This window comes from Carboxylicivirga sediminis (assembly GCF_018156225.1).
GTDB lineage: Bacteria > Bacteroidota > Bacteroidia > Bacteroidales > Marinilabiliaceae > Carboxylicivirga > Carboxylicivirga sediminis.
In genome coordinates, this window is record NZ_JAGTAR010000015.1 from 94,374 (window position 1) to 108,245 (window position 13,872).

At 34.1% G+C, this 13,872-nt stretch carries 8 protein-coding genes; 2 read left to right on the top strand and 6 right to left on the bottom strand.

What is annotated here, in order from left to right; genetic code table 11:
* Positions 1–2 precede the first annotated feature (2 nt).
* Entirely contained in the window at positions 3–3,113 is a 3,111-nt protein-coding gene (locus tag KDU71_RS11120) for a SusC/RagA family TonB-linked outer membrane protein (protein WP_212190824.1), read from the bottom strand.
* Between the two features lie 413 nt (positions 3,114–3,526).
* Here KDU71_RS11120 and KDU71_RS11125 point away from each other — a divergent pair, with 413 nt between their 5' ends.
* Positions 3,527–7,594, top strand: coding sequence for a hybrid sensor histidine kinase/response regulator transcription factor (locus tag KDU71_RS11125; RefSeq protein WP_212190827.1), 4,068 nt, complete (start codon positions 3,527–3,529; stop codon positions 7,592–7,594).
* A 74-nt stretch (positions 7,595–7,668) separates the two neighbouring features.
* Here KDU71_RS11125 and KDU71_RS11130 read toward each other — a convergent pair whose 3' ends face one another.
* The 3 genes from KDU71_RS11130 to KDU71_RS11140 form a co-directional block, all read right to left on the bottom strand.
* A complete protein-coding gene (locus KDU71_RS11130; RefSeq protein ID WP_212190829.1) occupies positions 7,669–8,661 on the bottom strand; it encodes a DUF6371 domain-containing protein in 993 nt (330 codons plus the stop codon).
* 227 nt (positions 8,662–8,888) lie between these two features.
* Positions 8,889–10,244: a DUF3987 domain-containing protein gene (locus KDU71_RS11135; RefSeq protein ID WP_212190830.1), complete on the bottom strand. Its 1,356-nt coding sequence runs from the start codon at positions 10,242–10,244 to the stop codon at positions 8,889–8,891.
* A 14-nt stretch (positions 10,245–10,258) separates the two neighbouring features.
* On the bottom strand, positions 10,259–10,540 hold the full coding sequence (locus KDU71_RS11140; protein WP_138529957.1) for a helix-turn-helix domain-containing protein: 282 nt from the start codon (positions 10,538–10,540) through the stop codon (positions 10,259–10,261).
* Between the two features lie 1,158 nt (positions 10,541–11,698).
* Here KDU71_RS11140 and KDU71_RS23425 point away from each other — a divergent pair.
* Entirely contained in the window at positions 11,699–11,935 is a 237-nt protein-coding gene (locus KDU71_RS23425; RefSeq protein ID WP_212190832.1) for a DUF4248 domain-containing protein, read from the top strand.
* Positions 11,936–12,053: 118 nt separating this feature from the next.
* Here KDU71_RS23425 and KDU71_RS11150 read toward each other — a convergent pair whose 3' ends face one another.
* Positions 12,054–13,070 (bottom strand): nucleotidyl transferase AbiEii/AbiGii toxin family protein, encoded by a 1,017-nt coding sequence (locus KDU71_RS11150; RefSeq protein WP_212190834.1) that lies wholly within the window; start codon positions 13,068–13,070, stop codon positions 12,054–12,056.
* Positions 13,067–13,669 (bottom strand): DUF6088 family protein, encoded by a 603-nt coding sequence (locus KDU71_RS11155; protein WP_212190836.1) that lies wholly within the window; start codon positions 13,667–13,669, stop codon positions 13,067–13,069. The genes KDU71_RS11150 and KDU71_RS11155 overlap by 4 nt, the downstream gene beginning before the upstream one ends.
* Positions 13,670–13,872: the final 203 nt, after the last annotated feature.

Sequence of the window (13,872 nt, forward strand, 5' to 3'; positions counted from 1 at the left end):
TATTAAAATTTTAAATTAAGGGTTAATAGATAATTACGACTCTGAGGAGATCCATTCTGATCCAGTCCTAGGTTAGTATTCGTATTGCCGGTGCTACTCTCCGGATCAAACCCGCTGTAATTGGTTATAGTAAATAAGTTTTGTGCTGTTACAGATATGTTACAACTTTTTAAGAATTCACTTCGATTTAAATTTAAGTCATAACCCAATGTTAGATTTTGTAATCGTACATAACTAGCATCTTCAACAAAATAGTCGCTGGCAAAACTACCGTACTGAGTTGTTTTCCATGAGCCACTTTTTGCAATTGGAGTATCCGTATTAATTGGGGTCCACCTGTCTAAAGCAGTATCCCAGAATCGAGATTCATTTTTTGCTCTATTCACATTGAACCTATCCACATCAAAGCTACCGGTAAATTGGGCACCTAAATACCATCTTTTATAGGATAAATTTAAATTTAAAGCAGCTCTGTATTTTGGAAGTCCATGACCTAAAATAGTTTTGTCTTGTTCATCTATTACTCCATCTTCATTAAGATCCTTGAATAGATAATCTCCGGGTTCACTATTAGGCTGCAATGTTTGCTCATCATTTTCTTGAATAATTCGGTCGGCTTTATAGCCATAGAACGTACTAATTGGTTGACCAACCATCCATCTGTTATAATCAATCGTACCTTGTCCAATACCTACATTATAGCCTGTTAATAACATCGTATTTTCATTAGGCAAGACATCTACTTTATTATCGTTATAACTGAAGTTACCATTCATTTCGAGACTCAAATGATTGGCTAATTTAATTTTCCCCGATAAATTTATTTCAAACCCTTCGTTTGAGACGACACCATCACTTACTATAATCGTTTTATGACCATAATATTGATTTATGGGCATGTTAAAAATTAGATTGGTTGTCTGCTTATTATAATAATCAAAACTCAAAGACCATGGCGTATTGGTTAATATTAAATCTAACCCAACATTGCTTTGTTTTGTCTTTTCCCACTGTAAGTCTGTGTTCGCAATATTCCCAGGTGCTAGTCCGGTAATTAGGTTGTTTCCATCAAAAGTATATTTCGTATAAACTCCATCCATTTTTACCAAAGAAGCTCCTTCGGCAATACCATTAATATTACCTGTTAACCCATAACCCAGTCTTATTTTAATACCTAATTTATCTTTAAGGTTTCCGACAAACCCTTCTTCACTTAACCACCAAGAAGCACCTGCAGAAGGGAAAAAACCCCATCTATTATCCTTTGGTAGAACGCTTGCCCCATCATAACGCATCGAAGCTGTCAGGTTATATTTTAGTCCAAAGCTATACTCTGCACGTGCTAAATAACCTAATGTTGAAGGACTTATCACAGAACTAGCAGGATTGGTAAATGAACTAGCCATACCGAGATTGTTAAACGAAACGTCTTCGGTTGCAAAACCTTTAGCTGTTATGTCAAACAACTCTTTTCTGTTCTTTTCTGCTGATACACCAGCTAAGGTTACTAGTTTGTGTTTGTTCCATTTATTATTGTAAGTCACTAAAAAGTCGCCTAATAATTTTGAAGATCTTGCACTACTTTTTTTGGCCATCCCTGACAATCCATTTGCGTCTATTGCACCTTCTTTAGTAGTGCTTGGGAAGAATCTATTCTTTAAATCATTATTATATATATAACTACCAGTAAGCTTAACATCTATTTTTTTTGTCAGTTTATAATTTAATTGTGTACTTAAAAGAACATTATAAACTTTATTGTTTTTTTCTACATCATATAGATATGGTAATGGATTTGTACCAGCTACACCAACCGGAGGCTCACCATATGTACCATCCTCGTTATAAAAAGGAATTAAGGGATTAACCTGTAATATATTATACATTACACTTTCACTACTAGACCCAGGAGAGTAATTAGTATAATTAGCATCGATGAAAGCTGTTTTTATATTATTACTGATAGAAAAATTTTTAGATAATTGACTACTTGTTTTAACACTAAAAGTGTACCTTTCAAAATCAGTATTTTTCAATATTCCTTCTTGATTAGTATAGCCTAATGAAACAAATACCTGGTTTTTTTTATTCCCTTTTATAAAATTAAGGTTATGATCCTGATAAAAAGCCGTACGGAATGTTTCATCTATATAATCATAGCCATCACCCATATTTGCAATTTCCTCATCTGAATAAATAGGATCATTCCCTTCGGCTTCTGCAACTTCATTTTCAATCTTTGCCAACTCAGATGCCGGGGCATACTCAAATGGTCTGATTAATTTTTGAATACCGAACTTAGAATTATATGCAATAAGCCCTTCTGTTTCTGCCGCATCTTTTGTTTTAATTAGTATTACACCATTAGCTCCCCTTATTCCATAAATTGCTGCAGCACTTGCATCTTTTAAAATATCAATACGTTCAATTATCGAGGGGTCTATCGTATTGTTCATCTCCGGGTCAATGGGAATTCCATCTACCACGTATAAAGGTTCACTTGATAAATTGATACTATTACTTCCTCGAATCCTGATCTTAGGCAAAGCATTTGGATCTGCACCTCCTGATTGTATAACATTAACACCTGCAGTCATTCCAGATAAAGTGCTTCCCACATCTTTATTTAATCCCTTAGGTATATCTTCACTTGATACAGATGCAACCGCTCCTGTAACATCCCTCTTTTTCTGAGTACCATAACCAACAGCTACTACTTCATCCAGGCCAATGGCAGCAGGCATCATCTGCACGTCAATGGTCAATTCCCTACCTACTACCACCTCCTGGTTAGCCATCCCTATAAATGAGAATTTCAAGACGGAACCAACAGGCACATCGGATATAATATAGTTGCCATTCATATCGGAAATCGTACCATTTGTTGTTCCTTTTATTAACACATTTACACCCGGAAGAGTCTCGCCTGTTTCATCCTTTATGCTTCCACTAATGGTCTTCTTTTTCCTGGAACCTGCATCTTGCGAATAACTATTCTGTGTAGAGGTAACCCCTAACAACAATATCAGGAATAAAAAAATAAGCTTCCTTTTTAAATTCAATTCGGATGCTGCTATTCTCGATAAGCACCTTATCACATGTTTTTTTTTCATACTTTTGAATTAATTAACCTGAATATTTTCCAATATTTAAAATTAAAACCGGGGGCGTCCAGACCTTCGGTTTTTTTGATGATTCAATAAACCAACTAAATAATAATTAATAGTAATACTATAATTATTGATGCAATAAATAAGGAAAGCGTCATAACCTGAAAACGTACTTTTAATTTCATGATACAATAGTAAGGTCTATCAAAATAAATGCATATAACAAAAAGACATAATTCAACAATTTTTAAGACAATAGAAGCAATCTTCGCTCAATACTACCTAATAAACAGCGCAATACATACAACGTCACTTTGCAATACAACAAATCAGACAATTAAAATAAATAATAAGACATTGCGATTTTTAAGTCGACATTTTCCCTTATTTTTAGAGATATTAAAATTTAAGCCTTAATGAAAATTACAAATTCCAGAAAAGGAGTATGGGTTCTTTGGTTATTTTTAACTTCATTTCAACTCACTTATTCCAATTCTATAGATATTAGATTTGAGCATATAGGATTAAAGGAGGGATTGCCTACTAATAGTGTTCTTTCTTTTGCCCAGGATCATGATGGATTTATGTGGGTTGGAACTTCAAACGGATTATTCCGGTATGATGGATACACATTCGAACAACCGTTTTATACCAATAATATAGGTTTAGGTATTGAATCGGCTATATCAGCTCTTATTGTCGACAAAAATAATTCATTATGGGCAGCCACCAATAATGGCCTGTTGCTCATTGATTTAAACACTTACAAAACAAAAGCATATGTAAATAAGCCAAATAACAACAACTCTTTATGCAATAACGAAGTCAGAGCTTTGTTTATTAATAAAAATGACCAAGTTTGGATTGGGACGAAAAATGGCTTATCTGTATTTAATCCGGGAGATCAATCATTCAAAAATTATTACCATCAACCTAATGTAGAGACCTCATTAAGCCATAATATTGTTCGTGCAATAGCAGAAGACTCAAAAGGGAATATTTGGGTAGGCACGTATGATGGTTTAAATATATTCTCCCCGGTAACCGAATCGTTTACTAAACTTAAATTAACTAATAAGTTGGATAATCAAGCACCTAATGATCTCGTATTAGATTTAAAAACGTATAGCATATTACCTAATCATATTTTTGCCGGCACCAATAAGGGTTTATTCAAAATTGACATATCTTCAAAGGAATTCCAAACATTCTATGTTACCAAGGATAAGTATAAATCGCCATCAAATAATACCATTAAATCCATTGGGCCTTATATTAATGGTAAAATTCCTTTAGGAACAGATTTTGGTTTTAATTTATTTTCTCCATTTGAAAGAACATTTGAGCACTTTTTTTATCAACCTAATAATATCAGAAGCATATCTAATAATGTGATAAAATGCACATATATTGATGCCTCGGGTACAATGTGGATTGGCACTAACAATGGGATAAATATTTTTGACATCAACAAAGCACAATTTAGCTTCAATAGGATAAATAATACCAATCTTGATTTTACTGATTATGATATTGCATGTTTCGCAGAGTCAGATAAAAATATTTGGTTTGGCAGTGGTAATGGAATAGCTTTTGTAAATAAAAAGACCGGGAAATTCAATAGTTATCCTACTGATTCAAAAACCAATGATCTTCATATCGATAGGGAAGGTAGTCTTTGGGCTGCAACAGTTCAGGGGGTATTCAAAATTAATGAAAAAAGGAATACATTCGATATCTTCTCGGAAAACACCTCTAAACTTGGATTGTCTACAAACTTTACCAACACAGTAATTGAAACTGAGGATAATAGTATTTGGATTGGAACAAGTGGTCATGGTATCAATAGAATATTTCGTTCAAGAAGCATTAACGGTGAATTAAAAGAAGACAGTGTTGCCCATTATAGTAATCATTCTGGATTCTCCATACCATCAGATAAAATTCAAACATTATTGGAAGATCAAAATTATTTATGGGTCAGCACCAATGGAAATGGAGTTTTTAGGATTAATATAAATACTAATGAATATGAGGTTTATACCGTTAAAACGACTAAAGGCAACCTCCTGTCAAATACTTGCTATGATATAATTAAACTACCTAACAAGAGTTTATTATTCTGCACATCTAAAGGAATATGCTTATTTGAAAAGGGACATTTCCGAGAAATTATTATACCAGGCATCTCAAATTCCAAAGTAATAAATGGGATATTAACTCCGGAAGGATCATTATGGCTATCAGATTATACAAAACTTTACAGATTTGCCAACTACTCTCACGATACCTACCAAAGTTTTGAAATCGAACGGACCTTGCCAATAGGTGTATTTAACAAACGTTCGTCTTTATTAACTGAAAATGGACAGCTACTATTTGGAGCTATAAATGGGGTAGTATCATTTTACCCTCAGCAATTTACTTCCAATAATTTCATTGCACCAATTCAAATTAGTTCAATTGAAGTAAATAACGAGATGATTCTTCCTGGTAAAGATTTAAATAACCAGAAGACAATTAGCAAACCCATTCATTTTGAAGACCTGATACATCTTAAGGAATCTGACAGAAACATTGTAATTAACTTTGCTTCCATGCACTTCTCCGGCCTCTATGAAAATAATTACAGTTATAAACTAGAAGGATTTGATACAGAATGGAATTATACCACTGGTGATAAAAATTACGCTCGATATTCGAACCTTAGAAAAGGAAATTACACATTCATTCTTAAGGCTACCAATAATGATGATATTTGGATGCCTGATGAGAAAATAATCAAATTTAAAGTGGCACCATATTGGTATGCCAGTCCTTGGGCTTTTGTACTATATGCCATATTAATATTCTCATTCACCTATATGGGTATTAAACTAATTATAGCTGACAAGGAAAAAAGTCATATTAAATTAATTAATAAGATTAAACTCCAATTCTTTACGAATATTTCACATGAGTTTAAAACCCCTTTAACTCTGATTCTCCTTCCCCTTGAAAATATCCTAAGAACTAAACCTATCCACCCAGAAGAATATATTGAATCTGTAAATATAGCTCATAAGAATGCTATAAAATTAAAAAATCTCATTGATCAATTGATGCTATTTAGAAAGATAGATGCTGGAAAAATGAGACTGGCAGTTAATCAGTATAATTTTGTTGATTTTGCTCAAAGTATCTTTAAGGCTTTTGAATTCAGCTTTAAGGATAAAGAACTTGATACACGATTAATCACTTCTGAAACTAAAATTCAATTGTGGTTTGACCAACAAAAAATGGAAATGCTATTAAATAATCTTCTTTCGAATGCATTAAAATTCACCCAAAGACACGGTAGTATTAAGCTATCTATTGAGGAAAAAGCAAAATACATAATAGTATCAGTTAGTGATTCCGGCAAGGGCATTAGTAAAGAAAACCAAAAGCATATCTTTGAACGTTTTTATCAGGATGACCATAACCGAAACCAATCAGGGACTGGCATTGGATTAAATTTAGTGAAAGATATTGCAGAATTGCATCATGGCAGTGTTGCGGTTGAAAGCGAAGCTGGAAAAGGCTCCTGTTTCAAGGTGAAATTATTAAAAGGGAAAAGTCATTTTGATTCAAATACTGATTTTGCATTCACATCTACTGAGAAAAATGAATATCCGGAAATTGATATAGTTCATAATTCATCATCACAAAATATTAATGATGGTGATTCAGTTGAAGGACAAAAGGAAAAGAACACTATCCTTATCGCAGAAGATAATGATGAGATCAGGAAGTATATCATCAAGCATTTACACCCTTTTTACAATTTTATTGAGGCAGCTGATGGTAAAGAAGCACTGAAAAAAGTAAAAGATACGGAGGTTTCATTAATAATTTCAGACTTAATGATGCCAATTATGGGAGGTAATGAATTTTGCCAGATGGTTAAGGAGGATGTTTTATATTCTCACATACCATTCATTATGCTGACTGCAAAATCCTCGATAGACCAGAAAATACAAGGATTGTCTGAGGGTGCTGATGCATACATAACTAAACCATTTGATTTCACACATTTAAAAGTTACAATAGATAATTTAATAGTAAATAGAGAAAAACTAAAAAAGAAGTATTCAGAAAACCTGATCATCGGGCCAAATGAAATTAAAATTGAGTCACTTGATGAGAAATTTCTGAGATCGACACTGGCTATAATTGAAGAAAACATTGCTAATTTCGACTTAAGTGTTGATAATCTAGCAAGTGAACTGAAAATCAGCAGCAAACAACTTTATAGGAAAATTAAAGCATTAACCGATCAAACACCAATTGAATTAATTAAGGAAATGAGACTTAAACGCGCAAAACAGTATCTGGACAAGAATGGCGCTAATATTTCTGAGATAGCATACTCTTGCGGGTTTGCTACTCCAGCCTACTTTACCAAGTGCTTTAAAGAGAAATATAATTGTACACCCACTGAATATAAAAAAAATAGGTCATAGCTATTCTCTGTATTAAAATTATTACCATTTGTAATATAGTCATACATTTTCAAGAAAAGATAGATACAATTATTTTAAGCATGACCTGATAGAGAAGTCAGCTTCAAATCAAATTCATCCATCAATAAACCCAGGTACTTATTTTTCCTTTTAAACTTATCAATTAGACCTTCTGGACCTGCCAGATATTGTTCCTTTTTGATAGAGATAACCAAGTCAGCGATATCATCACCTTCATTTAAAGCTGTATTTTCCAGAACAGTATTTACATGAACATCAAAGCAAGCACTTTCTGAAATTTTGCTCCACTTATCAAATGCTTTCCCTTTATCTGGAAATAAAGTGACCTGGTAACCTTTGAGCGTATTTAGCTTTTGCACATTCAGCATTTCAATAGAGCCAACAGCAACCCAATTGTATTGTGGATAATACAATGCTCCGAATATGGCATTCTTTTCACCTTCAGCAATGGCAACGGGTCTTGTTTTATCAATAAGTAGGTGAGCGCCAAAGAATACTTGTTTTAGATTGAAGTCCTTTTGCTTAGTGACATGGTGCACCCAATTGATATAACCAACTCGTTTTAGTGTAGCTGAATTGTACTGCATTACCTTACCTGTTCGCACTTGTCCCAATCGATTGACTTGCCAAAATATGGTTTTATTCCCTTTGGCTGTACCAACGTAATATTTCTGTAATACTTCTAAAACCAAGTGCTCAGGAAAGTATTTACTCAAGCCAATAGCAAAGTTATTTTGGTGATAGTTCGTAAGGGAAGATAACATTAACTCTTTGTCAATACATGAAGGAGGTTTGATGATTGGTTTTGGCTTAAGAGTCGGTTTAATATAATCATCCGGTTCGTATCCATTTTTCTCAAAGTACATTTTGGGCGTGAAATGATAACCGCATTTTTCCACACGGTTACACCTACCTGTATAATCAGATAAATGTTTGTTGGTGTGATTATCAATATACCGGGTAAAAGTCCGTTGGTGACATTGCGGACAATGATACCTGGTTGAGCGCCCTTTGTATTTTTCCAATGAATAGCGAATATCTGGCATAAAGGAGAGTTTTTTGTTTTAGTGGAGTTTGTGGAGTAGTGGAGGATTGTTGTTTTTCAAGCACTTACTAGTCCATACTACTCCACTCACTCCACAATCTTATCAAATCTAAAATAATTATTGAACTATTTATGCTGCTCCATACTCCACACTTACTACACTCAAACTCCACACATAAAGTACTGTGAATCAATCAAACTCCACAACTCCACAAACTCTACAGTTCTCTAGTTTAAAATTTCTGTTTCATACACTCCCTTTTGCACCTTATGTGCCAACTTGGTATTACTGAGCAATTGGTAGGCATATGATTCTTTAGCAATACCCATATGGTCTGCCATTTGAATAAACTCTTTGTTGGTAAATTCCTTTTTCCCAATCTTTTTAATGACTTGTAGAACTTTACCCTCCTTGGAGTTGTCCTCATACACATTCAAAACCATATTATTGAGTTTTAAAGCATTGACATAAAAGTAATCCTTTAGCATAATGGCTTTCTTCATCGAGTCCATGGTAATATGCTTAATCGGTTGCCCTTCAAAAAAGCTATTGGAGACTTCAAGAATCAGGGCAAACCGTAATATATACCTATCCAACTTCGACAGGATTCCAGAAATGGTTGCATCCTTATTGGATGGCTTTACATGTTTATTGACTTCATCAATAAATAAGACCTCTGCCGTTTCTGATAATGATAACTCTATTGTACCCATGTTCTCATAGACTTTATCCATCAAAGCTTTCATTCTGGTATGGAATTTCTCCACCATATAATCATCTGGATTTTTTCTTTGGATATATTTCTTTTCCATTTTTAATGGAATGGCAAATAAAATTCGCTCAAAGAACCCGTCTTTGATATCCTTTGCCTTAAAGGATGCAATCACATCATCCTGAATACTTCCAATAATGGAAACACAAGGCATACTCAACGAAGAGCTTTCAACTTCTTTACGATCTAGTGAAATAGGCGCACCATCCCAAATGGATAAAAACTGACTTTGCTTTGAGGTTCCGCTGTAACCAATCAAATTCAATATAAAGCTCTTAAACTCATCAGGCATCAATATCATTCCATTGGGGTTTTGCTTGTGCATATTGATTAAGGCTTCGAATGTTGGGTCAGTGGAATAGAGCTTTCGCTTTATCGGCTTTTTGTCACCTGCATCCGGATCAAAGTTAGCTACAGCTGCCTCGTATTCTTTATCAAATTGTTTTTGTTGGTTCTTAACGGCTTTAAAAGCTGTTTTTAATGGAGCACTTTTATTCTGTCCAGACTTACCAACCAGCACAACCCACATTGATGGGTTTTCTATCCACTCGATATGTTTTCGCAGATGATATGAGTTTCCTATTATCCCTGCCAATGCTGTCAGTATACTAACGGCGGTATAATCTATATTGTAATTTCCATTATCATACAGTTCAAGAATGGTGTTCTGGATAAACCTTGGAAATATGCTTAAAGGAAATTCAGACTCACCTTCCTGCTTTAGTCTGACATTGGCTTCTTCTAATGATAGTTTTCCATATGTAAGGTGTGCCTTTCCCAATTCTGTTTTATCGTTTTCAATTGATTTCATACGCTTACAAAAAATTACCCATTAATACTCTCCAGGTATGCTTCAATCTCCGAAGCTTTGTAATAGATTTTACGACCAGTCTTTTTGTAGGCAATCACTTTATTATCACGCATAGTCTGTAACGTTCGTCTGCTAACATTTAATAATTTGCATACTTCTTCTGTAACATACCAACGATCTTTAAAACCATCATTCTTGGCCACATTGATACTATCAATCTTATCGTTAATATGGTCAATCTTACCCATTAACTTATTAAATAGATGCTCATCTACAATTACAACTGTCTTGCTCATTTTTATACGATTTAAATGTGTTATTAAATTTTATTTCGTCAAACCTAAGCAATACTGTGAAGTCACTTTCCAGTAAAAGATAGTAACGGAAAGTAAAGGAGAGTAATAGCAAGTAAAAAAATGTTTTGTATCGTATTTTATCGTTTTATCGGTTCTTAATTGAGCGCAAGTAAATATTATTGAGTACAGAGTAAATTACTTCAAAGCAATAATTCTCGACATTTTCCTATTTACTGCTTTTTAATACCATCTAAAAATCAAATGTTTTGACTTTTATTGCTATTTATTTCCTTATGCTTCAATCCTTTTGTCATTGCTTTCTATTTCCTTATTACTGACCAAAATAATGCAATAAACAACCACTAAAATGACATTTAGACGAACGATATTAAAACAAGATTTGGCCGTTAAACTATACCCTCAGAGTTCAAATATCAATGCAGCGATGCAATTGCTCGGGAAAGTTGACGAGAAATAAACGAGCTCATTATTACACTCACAAAGAGTTGGAAGCTATTCTGGAACATTATTGTATAAGCCAGGAAGAATTTGAGTTGTTATAGGGACTTCTTAAGGGAAATCATGGTAAAACACACGAAAAACCATGCAAAACAAGCTCAAAAGCACTGTATGCACCAATATACAGATAGCTTTTAAGTGCTTTTTCATGCTTGAGAGTATTTTCAGAGTATTTACAGACCATATCTAGAGTATATTGCGCTTGCTTTTGAGTGCTTTGCATAATTTTGAAGACAATATTCAGTGTGCTTTTTGAATGCTTTCAAAAATTGAGATTGCTTTTTGTATGCTTTGCTCATTATCAATAGTGCTTGATGTAAATCACCACCAATATGAAAACAACTCCAGTGTTACATTAAAAAAAGTGCTTCGTTTTTAAGAGTGTATTTTGAGTACTTTATTGGAGATGGTAGGGGCTGTCGCACATGAAACGATAAAAAATTCAAATTGTCGTCAATTGGCATAGCTGTGTCCGAAATTGGCCTAGCTGTAAGTCGCTAGTTTTGTGATTACTTTCATGATTTTTGCTCCGCTCGGCATAAATCAAGTAAACTTGATTCTGCCCTCACTTATCGCAAAAATTTATAATATAATTTTACAACCATCAAAATAAAGTAGAATAATATTAAGCGCAATACAATGAGATTACCCCGAACAATACTAAAGCAAGATTTAGCTAAAAAATTATACCCACAAAGTTCAAATGTAACTTCTGCCATGCAATTACTGCGGAAGGAAATAAATCTATCGCCGAAATTAAACTCGAAACTTCATGCATTAACCAGAAATAAACGGGCTCACTATTTTACCCATAAAGAACTGGAAGTGATCCTGGAACATTTTTGTATTAATCAGGATGAGTTTGAGGGGCTATAGGATCCATCTTAAAGAAAATTTCTTCAATAAAGGAAAACCAGTTCCCTTTATTGATAATTCGATCAAGTTCTTGGCTTGAACTACAATTTAAAATCCTGCTATATAAGCAATTGGTCAATTATTTGTTTCTTTCTTCTTTGGAGTTATTGATTCTTTCTTTTAGTAACTTAATACGTTCAATGAGTTCGTCAAATAATAACGATGTCCCATAAATCATTTCTTCCTGCATCCGTTGGTAGTCCCTTCTCCAGCTATTAATAACGGCATCAGGTGGAAGTGGATTCAATGATTTAGGTTGATGCCCACTGTAATCAATATTGCTTATCTTGGTATAAACCTTTCTATGCTCTATTATTTCGTTATACAACTCATTGTTTGCTAATGCAATTTCAGCATACTTTGTTCGCATCAGCATTTCAACATCATATAAATGCCTGCTCAATCGGTCAACCCTAATTTCATTCTCCGGCTTTTGAAATTCTTCGTGTAGTAGGAACAGTTTTTCCAAAAAAGTACGTTCAGGGTTTACGCAACCTACACTTATTGGGTCATCAGCAAATGGTTTACCCTTGTAGTGTTCACCAACCAACGATGAGAATACACAATTTGTAAACGGTTCACGCAAAGAACGGCTTCCAATCTCAATTTTCACTTCAGGTTTTGTGTAAGAGGAGGAAGAGGTACATGTTTCGTATTTGACTAAAATTTGAACAGGCTCAAGGTTTTCTCCTTCTTCTTCGTATAATTCTACTTTTATATCAGTAAATCCAACCTCGTTAAACTTATTCTGCAATTCAGGGATAAAGCTATCATAAATGTACTTTCGAGTAGCAGACCTTAACTTTTTCACCTGTTTTACGGTGGTGCATTCTTCAATGCCAAGAAAGCTTTTGTCAAGTGCAAGGTCAATATCTTCCGAAAAACGTTCAATAATTCTCCATGCTTTACTCAGTGAAGTACCGCCTTTAAACACGATATGTGGAGCTGCCTCCAACTCCTGAATTAAAGCTAGGGTTTGTACTACCCACCAATCTTTCTCTACTGCCGATGCCGGAATGCCTATATTATTGCCTATTGCCTCAAATATTGAATTCCGTTCTTCCGGTTTAATTTTATAAAACGTTATACCAGTCATTCTTGCTCAATTGCTTGTTGCATAATATTCTTAATCCAAACAGGGGCTAAATCTATATCATGCATAAGTTTCTTTTTATCTTCTTTTTTTAATAAGGTCACTATTTTTTGTATTTCTGATTCAGTGGACTTATCCTTTCCAAGCTCACGCAATGCTTGAATAACCAAAGCACTTATCTTTCCTTTGGCTAAAAGGTTTTTGGGAGTTGTACGTTTAAGTTTTATAGTGCGTTTGCCAACTTTTATTGTTCGTGGAGCTCCATCTGTAAGAAAAACAAGGTTCATAGGCACTTGTGTACTTAATCCTAAAGCATTTAGTGCGTATGTACCAGTAGGAACCAGCATTATTTTGTCTCGCTTTGCTATACCTTGAGCAACCTCCTCGGCTGTTGGCATTACTTCGCCGATCAGTTCACTTATTTTTGGGCGTACATAAATCCCTTGTGCTATTTGCTTTATAAGTCCTTTCTCCCTAAGTCGTTGTAATGCTTTACGAATCGCAGTAGGTGTTCCGAGTTTGTTAAAATCATCAGGAAACAATAACACCCCTCTAGGTTTTGACCTAATACATCTGTTTATATTACTTTCTGTATCTATCACTTACATAAATATCTTGTCACAAATTTAGTAAATATTTGTGACAAAAATCATTTTGATTGGATTTTAGATCAAACTTTCTAAGACCTATAGTAACGAGGGTAATATTTACTTCTCAAAACAAAACGAGTGTATATTTTGCCAATATTTACTCTTGATAAATCTTCACTCATTCAGATGTCGAGTTTTTTGCGCAAAATACTTAA